The organism is Burkholderia sp. 572, from assembly GCF_040545135.1.
Classification (GTDB): domain Bacteria; phylum Pseudomonadota; class Gammaproteobacteria; order Burkholderiales; family Burkholderiaceae; genus Burkholderia; species Burkholderia cepacia.
Window position 1 is genome coordinate 390,893 of the sequence record NZ_JBEPLH010000002.1, and the last position, 13,856, is coordinate 404,748.

General features: G+C 68.1%; 14 protein-coding genes. 10 read left to right on the forward strand and 4 right to left on the reverse strand.

Translation table 11 applies throughout. From position 1 onward, the window contains the following. Positions 1-14: 14 nt before the first annotated feature. Together moaD and ABIC51_RS05480 are read left to right on the forward strand one after the other, a co-directional pair. Entirely contained in the window at positions 15-272 is a 258-nt protein-coding gene (moaD, locus tag ABIC51_RS05475) for a molybdopterin converting factor subunit 1 (protein WP_011352296.1), read from the forward strand. A 10-nt stretch (positions 273-282) separates the two neighbouring features. Next, positions 283-759, forward strand: coding sequence for a molybdenum cofactor biosynthesis protein MoaE (locus ABIC51_RS05480; RefSeq protein ID WP_060174307.1), 477 nt, complete (start codon positions 283-285; stop codon positions 757-759). Positions 760-838: 79 nt separating this feature from the next. On the opposite strand, the gene ABIC51_RS05485 is transcribed toward ABIC51_RS05480, so the two are convergent. Then, the gene (locus ABIC51_RS05485; RefSeq protein ID WP_146252790.1) at positions 839-1,408 is read right to left on the reverse strand and encodes a group III truncated hemoglobin; all 570 of its coding nucleotides are present in this window, start codon (positions 1,406-1,408) and stop codon (positions 839-841) included. 254 nt (positions 1,409-1,662) lie between these two features. On the opposite strand from ABIC51_RS05485, the gene ABIC51_RS05490 reads away from it, so the two are divergent. After that, entirely contained in the window at positions 1,663-2,181 is a 519-nt protein-coding gene (locus ABIC51_RS05490; RefSeq protein ID WP_027787208.1) for an Rrf2 family transcriptional regulator, read from the forward strand. A gap of 157 nt (positions 2,182-2,338) precedes the next feature. Beyond that, on the forward strand, positions 2,339-4,936 hold the full coding sequence (clpB, locus tag ABIC51_RS05495) for an ATP-dependent chaperone ClpB (protein ID WP_027787209.1): 2,598 nt from the start codon (positions 2,339-2,341) through the stop codon (positions 4,934-4,936). A 127-nt stretch (positions 4,937-5,063) separates the two neighbouring features. Here clpB and ABIC51_RS05500 read toward each other — a convergent pair whose 3' ends face one another. Both ABIC51_RS05500 and ABIC51_RS05505 read right to left on the reverse strand, forming a co-directional pair. Next, entirely contained in the window at positions 5,064-5,495 is a 432-nt protein-coding gene (locus ABIC51_RS05500; protein WP_027787210.1) for a YidB family protein, read from the reverse strand. An 88-nt stretch (positions 5,496-5,583) separates the two neighbouring features. Further along, positions 5,584-6,195, reverse strand: coding sequence for a ComEA family DNA-binding protein (locus tag ABIC51_RS05505; protein ID WP_060084262.1), 612 nt, complete (start codon positions 6,193-6,195; stop codon positions 5,584-5,586). Positions 6,196-6,485: 290 nt separating this feature from the next. Here ABIC51_RS05505 and ABIC51_RS05510 point away from each other — a divergent pair, with 290 nt between their 5' ends. Both ABIC51_RS05510 and ABIC51_RS05515 read left to right on the forward strand, forming a co-directional pair. After that, positions 6,486-6,947: a MerR family transcriptional regulator gene (locus ABIC51_RS05510; RefSeq protein ID WP_060084261.1), complete on the forward strand. Its 462-nt coding sequence runs from the start codon at positions 6,486-6,488 to the stop codon at positions 6,945-6,947. Then, entirely contained in the window at positions 6,931-7,365 is a 435-nt protein-coding gene (locus tag ABIC51_RS05515) for a carboxymuconolactone decarboxylase family protein (RefSeq protein ID WP_027787213.1), read from the forward strand. The genes ABIC51_RS05510 and ABIC51_RS05515 overlap by 17 nt, the downstream gene beginning before the upstream one ends. 25 nt (positions 7,366-7,390) lie before the next feature. Here the strand turns inward: ABIC51_RS05515 and ABIC51_RS05520 are convergent, their stop codons facing one another. Further along, on the reverse strand, positions 7,391-9,304 hold the full coding sequence (locus tag ABIC51_RS05520; RefSeq protein WP_175899097.1) for a sigma-54-dependent Fis family transcriptional regulator: 1,914 nt from the start codon (positions 9,302-9,304) through the stop codon (positions 7,391-7,393). Between the two features lie 536 nt (positions 9,305-9,840). Between ABIC51_RS05520 and ABIC51_RS05525 the strand changes: the two genes are divergently transcribed. From ABIC51_RS05525 to ABIC51_RS05540, 4 genes are all read left to right on the forward strand, one after another. Continuing rightward, positions 9,841-10,899 (forward strand): ATP-NAD kinase family protein, encoded by a 1,059-nt coding sequence (locus tag ABIC51_RS05525; protein WP_048021069.1) that lies wholly within the window; start codon positions 9,841-9,843, stop codon positions 10,897-10,899. 59 nt (positions 10,900-10,958) lie between these two features. Further along, positions 10,959-11,735, forward strand: a complete 777-nt coding sequence (locus tag ABIC51_RS05530; RefSeq protein WP_027787216.1) for an SDR family NAD(P)-dependent oxidoreductase — start codon at positions 10,959-10,961, stop codon at positions 11,733-11,735. A 77-nt stretch (positions 11,736-11,812) separates the two neighbouring features. Then, positions 11,813-12,796, forward strand: a complete 984-nt coding sequence (locus ABIC51_RS05535; RefSeq protein ID WP_021156490.1) for a thiamine pyrophosphate-dependent dehydrogenase E1 component subunit alpha — start codon at positions 11,813-11,815, stop codon at positions 12,794-12,796. Between the two features lie 54 nt (positions 12,797-12,850). Beyond that, the gene (locus ABIC51_RS05540; protein WP_048021073.1) at positions 12,851-13,855 is read left to right on the forward strand and encodes an alpha-ketoacid dehydrogenase subunit beta; all 1,005 of its coding nucleotides are present in this window, start codon (positions 12,851-12,853) and stop codon (positions 13,853-13,855) included. Position 13,856 lies beyond the last annotated feature (1 nt).

Below are 13,856 nucleotides of genomic sequence, written 5' to 3' on the forward strand. Positions count from 1 at the left end.
CGGCTTCCCGAACCATGAAGATTCAGCTGAAATTTTTTGCAAGCGTACGCGAGGCACTGGGTGTTGCCGACGAGCAGGCCGACGTGCCGGACAGCGTCACGACCGTGGGCGACGTGCGCGCATGGCTGCGCGTGCGCGGCGGGGCATGGGCCGAGACGCTCGCGGAAGGGCGCGCGCTGCGCATGGCGTGCAATCACGAGATGACCGATCCCGATACGCGGCTCACCGAAGGCTGCGAAGTGGCGTTCTTTCCGCCGGTGACGGGCGGTTGAGGCACCGGCGATGGCAACGGTACGAATCCAGACCGACGACTTCGACCTGAACGCCGAGGTCGCGGCATTGCGTGCGCGCAACCCGAAGATCGGCGCGGTCGCGTGTTTCGTCGGCACGGTGCGCGATCTGAACGAAGGTGATGCGGTTGCCGCGATGGAACTCGAGCACTATCCGGGGATGACCGAGAAGGCGCTCGAGAAGATTGCGGCCGAGGCCGGCCGGCGCTGGCCGGGCATCGACGTCGCGATCGTGCATCGCGTCGGCAGGCTCCTGCCGCTCGACCAGATCGTGATGGTCGCCACGGTTGCGTCGCACCGCGGCGACGCGTTCGCGTCGTGCGAGTTCGTGATGGACTACTTGAAGACCGAAGCGCCGTTCTGGAAGAAGGAAACCACGCCGGACGGCGAGCGCTGGGTCGACGCGCGCAGCGCCGACGATGCCGCGCTCGCGCGCTGGGGGATCGAATCGGGCAATACGCGGCGCTGAGCGCGGCGTCGGCCTCGTGCGGCAAGGCGCCGCATGCGCGCAAGCGCCGCGCGTGACGGCAACCCGTGATGGCAATCCGTTACGCGTCCGGATCGGTGCTGCGCCCGATGATCTTCGTCGGAAACGGCTCGCCGCGGGTACGCGACGGCAGCGCGTGCGGATCGTCGCCCCCGTCGTCCCCGCCGCGGCGGCGCGGTGCGATCGCGTCGAGCAGCGCCTGCTGCTCGGGCGGAATCCGGTAATCCCAGCCGAAGCGGCTCAACTGCAGGCTCTGTGCGATCCGCAGCGCCGGCTCCATGAAGCGGACCGCCGCGGGCGGTGCGTAGCGCGCCTCGACGGTCTTCAGGAACAGCGACAGCCAGCGGCTGAAATGGGCCGGCTCGATCCCGTCGAGCGGCTGGTGCGCCTGCTGCACGTTGCCGCGATAGCCCTTGGTGCCGAGCACGAGGCTCGACCAGAACGTGACCATCTTCGGCAGGTGGTCGTCCCAGCGGCCGGCCAGCTTTGCGTCGAACACGGGCCCGAGCAGCGGATCGGTGCGCACGCGGTCGTAGAACGCGTAGACGAGATCGCGGATGTTCTCTTCGGTCGGCTCGGCGTCGCGAGGGCGGGCCGGTGCGGTATCGGGCGAGGCGGGCAGGACGGTCATGGCAAAAAGGGGGCCGGGAGAGACAGACAACGACGGGGCGGCGGCGCGGGCATCGTGCAGGACGCCGGCCGGATTTTGACGCAAAATAGCGACCAACGACCCCTGAAAAACGTGTAGATGTCACGCATCTTATTGCGCGCGCGCCCTCCCGGCAACCCGGGGCCGCGGAACAGGGCTGTCGACCGGCCCCGTGCGCATCCCGATCGGCCCGGCTCACGTAATTGGGACACGATCGATCTCTTCCGTATTCACCCATGAGACTCACCGACTACACCGACTATTCGCTGCGCGTGATGCTTTACCTTGCCGTGCGCGGCGAGGGACTCGCGACGATCCAGGAGATCTCGGACGCCTACGGCATCTCGAAGAACCATCTGATGAAAGTCGTGCAGCAGCTCGGCGAGCTGGGGTGGGTCGACACCGTTCGCGGCCGCAATGGCGGGCTGAGGCTGTTCCCCGAATCGCTGCAACTGACCGTCGGTGAGGTCGTGCGCGCAACTGAGAGCGACTTCGCGCTGGTCGGCTGCTTTGCGGCCGAAGGTGAGTCGCGCGGCTGCGTGATCGAGCCGCAGTGTCGCCTGAAGGGCGTGCTGGCGGCCGCGCGCGATGCGTTCTTCGCCGAACTCGACCGTCACACGCTCGGTGAACTGGTCGAACCCGCTGCGCCGCTCATGGCGCTGCTCGGCATTCGCCCGGTCGTGCGCGTGCATCCCGCCGCGCCGTTGCCGGAAGACGCGCCCGTGTCCGTCGAGCCGCCGTCGACGGCCGGCTGATACGCGAGCGCCGCGCTCCGCGGCCCGGCAGCGGCCCGTCCCGGGGCCGCTTCGAGGATATCCATCGATTTTTGCGCTGAATCAACCCGAATTTCGCTTGAAAGCCGCATAACCATCCTCATCTTGGTGTTAATCGAAAATTGGAGGTCTCGACAAAATGAGAATCGACAAGCTCACCACCAAGTTCCAGGAAGCACTCGCTGACGCGCAAAGCCTTGCGGCTGGCCGCGACAATCAATACATCGAACCCGTTCACGTACTGGCCGCGCTGGTCGCGCAGCAGGACGGTTCCGCCCGCTCGCTGATGTCGCGCGCGGGTGTTCACATCCAGGCGCTGCAAGGCGCGCTGAACGAAGCGATCTCGCGCCTGCCGCAAGTGACGGGTACAGGCGGCGACATCCAGATCGGCCGCGAACTGGCCGGGCTGCTGAACCAGGCCGACAAGGAAGCGCAGAAGCTCAACGACACGTTCATCGCGAGCGAGATGTTCCTGCTCGCCGTGTCCGACGACAAGGGCGAAGCCGGCAAGCTCGCGCGCCAGCACGGCCTCACGCGCAAGTCGCTCGAAGCCGCGATCGCCGCGGTGCGCGGCGGCTCGCAGGTGCACAGCCAGGATGCGGAAAGCCAGCGCGAGGCGCTGAAGAAGTACACCGTCGACCTGACCGAGCGCGCCCGTGCGGGCAAGCTCGATCCGGTGATCGGCCGCGACGACGAAATCCGCCGTTCGATCCAGATCCTGCAGCGTCGCACCAAGAACAACCCGGTGCTGATCGGCGAGCCGGGCGTCGGCAAGACGGCGATCGTCGAAGGGCTCGCGCAGCGGATCGTCAACGGCGAAGTGCCCGAGACGCTGAAGGGCAAGCGTGTGCTGTCGCTCGACATGGCCGCGCTGCTCGCCGGCGCGAAGTATCGCGGTGAATTCGAGGAGCGCCTGAAGGCGGTGCTCAACGACATCGCGAAGGACGAAGGCCAGACGATCGTCTTCATCGACGAAATCCACACGATGGTCGGCGCGGGCAAGGCCGAAGGCGCGATGGATGCGGGCAACATGCTGAAGCCGGCGCTGTCGCGCGGCGAGCTGCACTGCATCGGCGCGACCACGCTCGACGAATACCGCAAGTACATCGAGAAGGATGCCGCGCTCGAGCGCCGCTTCCAGAAGGTGCTCGTCGACGAGCCGAGCGTCGAGGCGACGATCGCGATCCTGCGCGGGCTGCAGGAGAAGTACGAACTGCACCACGGCGTCGACATCACCGATCCGGCGATCGTCGCCGCGGCCGAACTGTCGCACCGCTACATCACCGATCGCTTCCTGCCCGACAAGGCAATCGACCTGATCGACGAAGCCGCTTCGAAGATCAAGATGGAAATCGATTCGAAGCCCGAAGAGATGGACAAGCTCGACCGCCGGCTGATCCAGCTGAAGATCGAGCGCGAAGCCGTGAAGAAGGAGCAGGACGAAGCGTCGCAGAAGCGCCTGCAGCTGATCGAGGAAGAGATCGAGCGCCTCGGCCGCGAATATGCGGACCTCGAGGAGATCTGGACCGCCGAGAAGGCCGCGGTGCAGGGCAGCGCGCAGTTGAAGGAAGAGATCGAGAAGGTGCGTGCGGACATCGCGCGGCTGCAGCGCGACGGCAAGCTGGAGAAGGTCGCCGAACTGCAGTACGGCAAGCTGCCGCAGCTCGAGGCGCAGCTGAAGCAGGTCACGCAGGCCGAAGAGCAGGAGCAGCACAACCCGACGCGGCCGCGCCTGCTGCGCACGCAGGTCGGCGCCGAGGAAATCGCGGAAGTCGTGTCGCGTTCGACCGGGATTCCGGTGTCGCGGATGATGCAGGGCGAACGCGAGAAGCTGCTGCACATCGAGGAAAAGCTGCACGAGCGCGTGGTCGGCCAGCATGAGGCGATCGGCGCGGTGGCCGACGCGATCCGCCGTTCGCGCGCGGGTCTCGCCGATCCGAACCGTCCGTACGGCTCGTTCCTGTTCCTCGGTCCGACGGGTGTCGGCAAGACCGAACTGTGCAAGGCGCTGGCGTCGTTCCTGTTCGATTCGGAAGAGCACCTGATCCGCATCGACATGAGCGAGTTCATGGAGAAGCACAGCGTCGCGCGGCTGATCGGCGCGCCGCCGGGCTATGTCGGTTACGAGGAAGGCGGTTACCTGACGGAAGCCGTGCGCCGCAAGCCGTACAGCGTGATCCTGCTCGACGAGATCGAGAAGGCGCATCCGGACGTGTTCAACGTGCTGCTGCAAGTGCTCGACGACGGCCGCATGACGGACGGGCAGGGGCGCACGGTCGACTTCAAGAACACGGTGATCGTGATGACGTCGAACCTCGGCTCGCAGGTGATCCAGGCGATGACGGGTGCGCCGCAGGAAGAGATCAAGGACGCGGTGTGGCTCGAGGTGAAGCAGCATTTCCGCCCCGAGTTCCTGAACCGGATCGACGACGTCGTCGTGTTCCATGCGCTCGACCGCAGCAACATCGAGTCGATCGCGAAGATCCAGCTCGCCCGCCTGCACGACCGGCTCGCGAAGCTCGACATGGCGCTCGACGTGTCGCCGGCGGCGCTCGAACAGATCGGCAAGGTCGGTTACGACCCGCTGTTCGGTGCGCGGCCGCTGAAGCGCGCGATCCAGCAGGAGATCGAGAACCCGGTCGCGAAGCTCATCCTCGCGGGCCGTTTCGGTCCGAAGGACGTGATTCCGGTCGACGTCAACGACGGCAAGTTCGTGTTCGACCGCGTCGTTCACTGATCGCCTGCCATCGGCTCCCGCCCGGTTCGCGCCGGGCGCGCAAAAACAAACACCCCGCCTCGGCGGGGTGTTTGCTTATGGGGCGGCCGAAACCGCCGCCGGGGCTGTCAGCCGGCGTGGTGCGGGCTCAGCCCTGCTTGTTGCCGCCGAACATGCCGGCGAGTTGCGTGAGCGCGCCGAGCACGTTCGACGTATCGATCTGGCCGCCTGCCGGCACTTCGCCGTTCGGCGTCGCGCCGTTGACGACGTGCGGCAGCACCTGCGCGAGGATCGACGAAGCCTGCGACGGATCGATGCCGACCTTGCTCGCGAGCGAGCCGACGACGTCGGAGCCGAGCACGTTCTGCAGCGTGTCTGCCGAGATCGGCTGGTTTTCGCCGTTGCCGACCCACGAGCCGATGATGTCGCCGGCGCCGCCTGCCTTGAACTTCTCGATCAGGCCGTTCAGGCCGCCCGGCTGGTTGTTGATGAATTCGAGCGCGGTCGTGATCAGCGCGCTTTGCGAGTTGCCGCCGGCCTGGCCGCCGAGCAGACCGCCAACGATGTCGAGGAGACCCATGGTGCTTCACCTTTACTGAAAAGGGCGTCGTGACGACGACGCCCGTTGAACGAATGCCGCGCGCACGCCGTCGCGCGCGCGGCGCACATCAGGCGCCCGACGCCGCGGCGGCGGAGGCTGCCTTGTCCTTCTTGCTTTTCTTCTTCGAACCCTTCGTCGCCTTGGCCGACGACGCCGCGGCCGGTGCGCTCGCACCCGCGTCGGCGGATGCCGCCGCGGCCGCGGCGGCCTTTTCCTTCTTCGATGCGCGCTTGGCCTTGGCCGGTTTCGCCGCCGTGTCCGGCGCGCTTGCCGCCGGTGCCGGCGCAGTGGCCGTCGTACCGGCCGTCGCGGTCGTGGACGTCGACGCGGTGCCTGCCGACGTCGTTGCCGACGGGGTCGCCGGTGTCGTCGCGGCCGGCTTCGACAGCTTCACGCCCTTCGGCGGCGTCGACGAGCCGCCGATCGTCAGGCCGTTTTCCTCGAGATGGCCGACCGACTTCGTGCCGAGGCCCTTTACGCGGTTCGCGAGATCGTCCGCGTCCTTGAACGGGCCGTTCTTGGTGCGTTCGTCGATGATCGCCTTCGACTTCACGGGCCCGAGACCCTTCACGGATTCGAGCGCGGCCTGGTCGGCCGTGTTGACTTCGACGGCCGCGGCAAGGCCTGCGGCGAGTGACAGCGACAGCGCGACGAACAGCATCAGCAGCTTTTTCAGCATGGCAAAGGCTCCCTGGTTCTGATTCTGACGGATGAATGGCTGTTGCAACGGACGGCGGGCGAGACTTGGCCGGGCGTCGCCGTTAAGCATAGGACAAATGCGTGCCCTTTTTAAGACAGGCTGACCGAATCTTGCTGAAGGCTTGCGGCGCTGTAAAGACCGAAACCCGCGCAGGGCAGCGATTTTGACCATTCTTTACGGTGTCGCGGGGTGTCGTGGGTCGTCGTCGCGCTGGCCGTTCGAAAGCGCTTGACTTAGAGTTGACTCTAACTCCTAACCTTGTTCCTGCCATGTCGAAAACCGTATCCAAACCTTCCGCCACCGGTCCGCTGACGATCGGGCAAGTCGCCGAGCTGACCGGCTTGTCGACGCATACGCTGCGGTACTACGAGCAGGCCGGGCTGCTGCGTGCGATTTCGCGCACGGCGGCCGGGCACCGGCTCTATGCGCCGGCCGACCTTGACTGGCTGGCCTTCGTGATGCGCCTGAAGGCGACCGGCATGCCGATCGCGCAGATGCAGGAATTCGCGGCGCTGCGCGCGCAGGGCGAGCCGACCTTCGGTGAGCGGCGCCGCCTGCTGGTCACGCATCGCGACGCGGTGCGCGCGCATCTCGCGGAGCTGCAGGCGAGCCTCGACGTGATCAGCGACAAGATCGCGTACTACGAGGCACAGGAGCGCGATGCGGCACGACGGGCAAAACCCTCTCACTCCCCATCGGAACAGGACGGACACCATGGAACGACTCGTTGAAGACCGCTACACGCGCGGCTGGAACAAACTGAAGGAAATCGACGGGGAGGCGGGCGAACGCGTGATCGCGGCGCTCGCGCCGATCGCCCCGGACTTCGCACGGCTGCTGGTCGAGTTCGGCTTCGGCGACATCTACAGCCGGCCGCAACTCGACCTGAAGGCGCGCGAGATTGCGACGATCTCGGCGCTGGCCGCGCTCGGCAACGCGCAGCCGCAGCTGAAGGTGCATATCGAGGCCGCGCTGAACGTGGGCTGCACGCGCGACGAGATCGTCGAGGTGTTCATGCAGATGTCCGTATACGCGGGTTTCCCGGCCGCGCTCAACGCGCTGTTCGCGGCGCGCGAGGTGTTCGCGCGGCTCGACGAAGCGGCCGGAGAGACAAGCGACGCGAACGACGCGGTCGGGCAGCTCGCGTGACGGGGCACGCGTCGGCACCCGCGCGTCACGCGCGGTGCGGCGCGACGATCCGGTGCTTCGCGATGCGCCGGTACAACGTCGCGCGCGAGATGCCGAGCGCCTGCGCGGCGGCGTCGGGCCGCCAGCGGTGCGCGGTGAGCGCGGCGACGATGCGGCCGCGCTCGTCGTCAGGCAGGGCAGTTGATGCGCCGCCGAGCTGCGCGGCGAGATCGGCCGGCAGATCCTGTCGCGTCACGCGCGCGGCGTCGCACACCGCGCACGCATAGCGCAGTACGTTGCGCAGCTGCCGCACGTTGCCGGGCCACGGATACGCGGCCAGCTGTTCGGCGAGCGTTGCATCGAGTGTCAGCACGTGGCCGGTTGCCTGCGCCTCCTCGGCGAACACGGTGGCGATCACGTCGCGCACGTCCGCGCGCTCGCGCAGCGGCGGCAGTTCGAACGTCGCGCCGCTCAGCCGGTAGTACAGATCCTCGCGGAACGTGCCGTCGGCCACCATGTGCGCGAGATCGCGGTGCGTCGCGCAGATCACGTCGAGATCGACGCGCACGGGCGTATCGCTGCCGAGCGGCACGACCTCGCCATCGGCGAGCACGCGCAACAGGCGGGTCTGCAGCGCGAGCGGCATGTCGCCGATTTCGTCGAGGAACAGCGTGCCGCCGTCGGCGAGTGCGATCTTGCCGCGCGCGCCGTGCTTGCGCGCGCCGGTAAACGCACCGGCCGCATAACCGAACAATTCACTCTCGATCAGTGCTTCCGGCAGTGCGCCGCAGTTGACGGCGACGAACGGCCGCGCGCGCCGCGCGCCGGCGTCGTGGATCGCGCGCGCGAACACTTCCTTGCCCGCACCGGTCTCGCCGAGCACGAGAATCGGCAGCCGCTTGCTTGCGACACGCAACGCGAGTTCGGCCTGTTGCGCGATATGCGCGTCACTGCTGTGCAGGAACGGCGTCAGCGCGCCGACGTGGCGTTGCGTGGTGCCCGGGCGGCGCGAGGCCGTGCCGGGCTCGCGGCCGGTGCGCCGTAGCGGCGCGCGCAGCCGCGCATAGAGCGGCGCGCCGGTCGCGCGCAACCGCAGCGCGACGATCGCATCGAGCCGCGCGGCATCGCGCAGCGGCATCTCGGTCGCATCGAAGATCTCGTCGATATGGCGCGGTTCGCGCAGTGCCGGCAGTGCGTCGCGCGCCTGCCGGTTCGCGGCGACGATATTGCCGCATTCGTCGAACGCGATCAGCCACTCGGGTTGCGCTTCGACGTAGTGACGATTCGGGTGCCCGAACAGGATCCAGTGCTGCGCGGTGCTGTGCACGAAGTAGCCGTCCTCGATCAGCGCCGCGCTCTGCCGTACGAGCTGATAGACGAGACGCTGGCTGTCGCGGCCGTCGGGCGATTGAACGGCCGACGCGTCGAGCACGCCGATCAGCTCGCCGCCCGGCGAGAAGATCGGCGCCGCGCTGCAGGTGAGCGTCGTGAAGGCCGCGCGAAAGTGATCGGTCTTGTGCACGGTGATCGGCGCGAGATCGGTCAGCACGTTCGCGACACCGCAGGTGCCTTCCTCGCTTTCCGACCAGCACGAGCCGATGTGCAGCCCCGCGTGGCGGAAGTCGTTGCGGCGCTCGCGGTCGATCCGGTAGTCGATCGTCACGCCGTGCGCGTCGGTCAGCATCACGCAGTAGTCGGCGACGCGGATCATGTCGTGCAGCCGCGTCAGGCACTGGCCCGACGCGCGCAGGAAGGCCTCTTCCTTGTCGCGCACTTCGCGCAGCTCCGCCGCGGTCAGCACGCGCGGGCCGATCGACGAAGCGGGGTCGAGACGGTAGCGCTCGAGCGACCGTTGCCACGATGACACGAGGCGCGTGGATTCGGCCGGCGCGGGCAGGCGTCCGGCGAGCGCGCCGAGCACACGGTCGGCGTGCTGGGCCTGGGGGACGGCGTAAGGCATGGTCGGCTCCGGTTCCGTACGGCGGGGAATGCGATGTTCTTGTAGCACATCCCGTTCGACGGATCACATTGCATCGCAGCACGCGGCGGGCGTGAGACGTTCGTCTCACCGGTATCGCGCGCTGTCTCGTGTCGCTGAGACGCGCGCATGTGCGGCATGCGCGGATCGTCCGGCATGACGCGGCCCGCGCGGCGCCGCGACAGCGCGGGGTTTGCGGGCGCAACGGCGCGCTTGCACCGGCGTCGCGGAGGCCGTTTCGTTGCATCGACGGGGTGAGACGAACGGGCGGAATTGCCGCGCGCGCCGTGGCTCCGGCAGCGAACCGGCGGCGTCGACATGCCCGCCGCGCCAGCGTGCACACGGGTTTCACGGACATCGCACGCTCGATGGCACGCCGCTTGCAGAGATCACGGGCAGGTCGGCGCGGTCGCGTCGACGATGAAGATCCGCCGCCCGGCGATGGCAGCGGACGAGACGGGCAGGGCCGCGGCGTACAGCAATGCGCCGGGGCCGGCCAACTGGATGGAGACGAACCCGTGACGACGCCCGTTACCGTCGGCGTGATCGCGAACCCCGCATCGGGGCGCGACATCCGCCGCCTCACGACGCATGCCTCCGTGTTTCCGACGGCGGAGAAGGCGAACATGATCGTGCGCCTGCTGGCCGGCCTCGGCGCGATGGGCGTCGAGCGCGTGCTGACGCTGCGCGACCGCACGGGCATCGCGACGCTGCTGCTGCGCGCGATCGACACGCATCGCGCGGTCGCGCCGCACGAGCGCTGGCCCGAGGTCGAATTCGTCGACCTGCCGATCACCGATACCGTCGCCGACACACAGGCCGGTGCCGCGTACCTGCACCGCATGGAAGTCGCGCTGATCGTCGTGCTCGGCGGCGACGGCACGCATCGCGCCGTGGCCGCGCACTGTGGCGCGACGCCGCTCGTCGCGCTGTCCACCGGCACCAACAACGCGTTTCCCGAGCATCGCGAGGCAACCGTCGCGGGCGTCGCGGCAGGACTCGCCGCGACCGGCGCGGTGCCGGCCGAAGTCGCGTTCACGCGCAACAAGCGGCTCGTCGTGCGCTGCGTGGCGGGTGCGCAGCCGGGGCGCGAGGAGATCGCGCTCGTCGACGTGTGTGCCGCGCGCCAGCGCTTCATCGGCGCCCGCGCGATCTCGGGGTCCGACGACATCGATTCGCTCTACCTGACGTTCGCGGAACCGGACGGGATCGGCCTGTCCGCGCTCGGCGGCGCGTGGGCGCCGCTCGAACGCAGCGCGCCGCACGGGCTCGCGATGCGCTTCGCGGCCGAAGGCAAGGCGGCCGGCACGCCGCTCGTCGCGCCGATTGCGCCGGGCCGCGTCGATCGCGTCGTGATGCGCAGTTGCGAACGGCTCGAGCCGGGCGCGTGGCAGACGATTCCGTTCGAGCGCGGCACGCTCGCGTTCGACGGTGAACGCGAGATCGAGGTCGCGCGCGGCGATCGCTACGAGATCTCGCTCGACTGGCGCGGGCCGCTGACGGTCGATGTCGGCCGCACGCTGCGCTACGCGTCGTCGCGGCAACTGCTGCGCGATGCCGGCGCGTGGCACGACTGAGTCGCTGCTGTTTCGCATGACGTTTCGACTTCCATAACGATCCTCAAGGAGACATTGCCATGACGGCTTCACTCGAAGGACAAGTCGCCATCGTCACGGGCGGCGCGCGCGGCATCGGCCGCGGCATTGCGCTGACGCTTGCCGGCGCGGGCGCCGACGTCCTGCTGGCCGACCTGCTCGACGACGCGCTCGACGCCACCGCGCGCGAGGTACGCGCGCTCGGCCGGCGGGCGGCGGTCGCGAAGGTCGACGTCACGCAGGCCGCGCAGGTCGACGCGATGGTCGCGCAGGCGCTCGCCGAACTCGGCCGGCTCGACATCCTCGTGAATTGCGCGGGCGTGATCAGCATTCATCCGGTCGCCGAACTGACCGAGCGCGACTGGGATGTCGTGATGGACGTGAACGCGAAGGGCACCTTCCTCGGCTGCCGCGCGGCGCTCGCGCACCTGAAGGCGCAGGGCCGCGGCCGGATCATCAACGTCGCGTCGATCGCCGGCAAGGAAGGCTTTCCGAATCTCGCGCACTACAGCGCATCGAAATTCGCGGTCGTCGGCTTCACGAACGCGCTCGCGAAGGAGCTTGCGCGCGACGGCGTGACCGTCAACGCGATCTGCCCCGGCATCGTCCGTACCTATATGTGGGACCGGCTGTCCGACGAATGGAAGGCCGACGGCGAAACGGTCGAGGAATCGTGGCAGCGGCACCAGTTGACGCTGATCCCGCAGGGCCGCGCGCAGACGCCGGAGGACATGGGCCGGCTCGCGCTGTTCTTCGCGACGATGGACAACGTGACGGGCCAGGCCGTGAACGTCGACGGCGGCTTCACGTTCCACTGACGGCCGCAGGCCGTGCAATCCGTCGCCACGGCATCGCCGCGGCGGCATTCGCAGTCAGACCTACCCAGGAGACACACATGACCGTTTCGACACAGCTCAGCAGGGACAAGCTGCTGGACGCCTACCGGCTGATGCGCACGATCCGCGAATTCGAGGAGCGCCTGCACGTCGAATTCGCGACCGGCGAGATCCCCGGCTTCGTTCACCTGTACGCGGGCGAGGAGGCGTCCGCGGTCGGCACGATACTGCACCTCGGCCTCGACGACTACGTCGCGACCACGCACCGCGGCCACGGCCATTGCATCGCGAAGGGCGTCGACGTGCACGGGATGATGGCCGAGATCTACGGCAAGAAAACCGGCGTCTGCCACGGCAAGGGCGGCTCGATGCACATCGCCGACCTGTCGATGGGGATGCTCGGCGCCAACGGGATCGTCGGCGCGGGCGGCCCGCTCGTGTGTGGCGCGGCGCTCGCGGCGAAGCACAAGAAGACGGGCGGCGTCGGCGTGTGCTTCTTCGGCGACGGCGCGTCGAACCAGGGCGTGATCTTCGAATCGATGAACCTCGCGTCGGTGTGGCGGCTGCCCGCGATCTTCGTCGCCGAAAACAACGGCTACGCGGAAGCGACGTCGTCGAGCTGGTCGGTTGCGACCGACAACATCGCCGATCGCGCGAACGGGTTCGGGATGCCGGGCGTGATCGTCGACGGCTTCGACTTCTTCGCGGTGCACGAAGCGCTCGGCGAAGCCGTCGAGCGCGCGCGCAACGGCGGCGGCCCGACGCTCGTCGAGGTGAAGTTCACGCGCTATTTCGGCCACTTCGAAGGCGACGCGCAGACCTATCGCGCACCCGGCGAGGTGCAGAAGCTGCGCGACGAGAAGGACTGCCTGAAGCATTTCGAGACGCGCGTCGTGCGGGCCGAAGCGTTGACGACCGCCGATCTGCGCGCGGTCGATGCCCAGGTGAAGGCGCTGATCGACGACGCGGTCGCGCAGGCCAAGGCCGCGCCGCTGCCCGACGCGGCCGACCTGCTGACCGACGTCTACGTGTCGTACCCGTGAGCGCGGCCTGACACCGCGGCCGACACGGCGAACCGAACATTCCAGGAGACAGACATGGCAAGGAAGATCACTTATTCGCAGGCGATCAACGAGGCGCTCGCGCAGGAAATGGCGCGCGACGACAGCGTGATCGTGATGGGCGAGGACAATGCAGGCGGCGCGGGCGCGCCGGGCGAGGACGACGCGTGGGGCGGCGTGCTCGGCGTGACGAAGGGGCTGTTCCACAAGTTTCCGGGCCGCGTGCTCGACACGCCGCTGTCGGAGGGCGGCTACATCGGCGCGGCGGTCGGTGCGGCCGCATGCGGGATGCGGCCCGTCGCGGAGCTGATGTTCATCGATTTCATGGGCGTGTGCTTCGACCAGATCTTCAACCAGGCCGCCAAGTTCCGCTACATGTTCGGCGGCAAGGCCGTGACGCCGGTCGTGATCCGCGCGATGTACGGCGCCGGGCTGCGCGCGGCCGCGCAGCACTCGCAGATGCTCACGTCGCTGTTCACGCACATCCCGGGGCTGAAGGTCGTGTGCCCGTCGACGCCGTACGACGCGAAGGGGCTGCTGATCCAGGCGATCCGCGACAACGATCCCGTGATCTTCCTCGAACACAAGCTGCTCTATACCCGCGAAGGCGACGTGCCGGAGGAGTCCTATGCGATTCCGTTCGGCGAAGCGAACGTGATGCGCGACGGCGACGACGCGACGATCGTCACGTACGGCCGGATGGTGCATCTCGCGATGGACGCAGCCGCGAAGCTCGCGAAGGACGGCATCCAGGTCGACGTGATCGATCTGCGCACGACGTCGCCGCTCGACGAGGAAACGATCCTCGAAAGCGCGGAGCGCACCGGGCGCGTCGTGGTCGTCGACGAAGCGAACCCGCGCTGCTCGATCGCGACCGACATTGCCGCGCTCGTCGCGCAGCGCGCGTTCCATGCGCTGAAGGCACCGATCGAGCTCGTGACCGCGCCGCACACGCCCGCGCCGTTCGCGAGCGTGCTGGAAGACCTGTATATCCCGTCCGCCGATGCGATTGCGCAGGCGGTCCTGAAGACGAGGAGCTGAC

Coding starts and splice junctions, on each gene's coding strand:
- moaD (WP_011352296.1), top strand. CDS start 15: ATGAAGATTCAGCTGAAATTTTTTGCAAGCGTACGCGAGGCACTGGGT.
- ABIC51_RS05480 (WP_060174307.1), top strand. CDS start 283: ATGGCAACGGTACGAATCCAGACCGACGACTTCGACCTGAACGCCGAG.
- ABIC51_RS05485 (WP_146252790.1), bottom strand. CDS start 1,408: ATGACCGTCCTGCCCGCCTCGCCCGATACCGCACCGGCCCGCCCTCGC.
- ABIC51_RS05490 (WP_027787208.1), top strand. CDS start 1,663: ATGAGACTCACCGACTACACCGACTATTCGCTGCGCGTGATGCTTTAC.
- clpB (WP_027787209.1), top strand. CDS start 2,339: ATGAGAATCGACAAGCTCACCACCAAGTTCCAGGAAGCACTCGCTGAC.
- ABIC51_RS05500 (WP_027787210.1), bottom strand. CDS start 5,495: ATGGGTCTCCTCGACATCGTTGGCGGTCTGCTCGGCGGCCAGGCCGGC.
- ABIC51_RS05505 (WP_060084262.1), bottom strand. CDS start 6,195: ATGCTGAAAAAGCTGCTGATGCTGTTCGTCGCGCTGTCGCTGTCACTC.
- ABIC51_RS05510 (WP_060084261.1), top strand. CDS start 6,486: ATGTCGAAAACCGTATCCAAACCTTCCGCCACCGGTCCGCTGACGATC.
- ABIC51_RS05515 (WP_027787213.1), top strand. CDS start 6,931: ATGGAACGACTCGTTGAAGACCGCTACACGCGCGGCTGGAACAAACTG.
- ABIC51_RS05520 (WP_175899097.1), bottom strand. CDS start 9,304: ATGCCTTACGCCGTCCCCCAGGCCCAGCACGCCGACCGTGTGCTCGGC.
- ABIC51_RS05530 (WP_027787216.1), top strand. CDS start 10,959: ATGACGGCTTCACTCGAAGGACAAGTCGCCATCGTCACGGGCGGCGCG.
- ABIC51_RS05535 (WP_021156490.1), top strand. CDS start 11,813: ATGACCGTTTCGACACAGCTCAGCAGGGACAAGCTGCTGGACGCCTAC.
- ABIC51_RS05540 (WP_048021073.1), top strand. CDS start 12,851: ATGGCAAGGAAGATCACTTATTCGCAGGCGATCAACGAGGCGCTCGCG.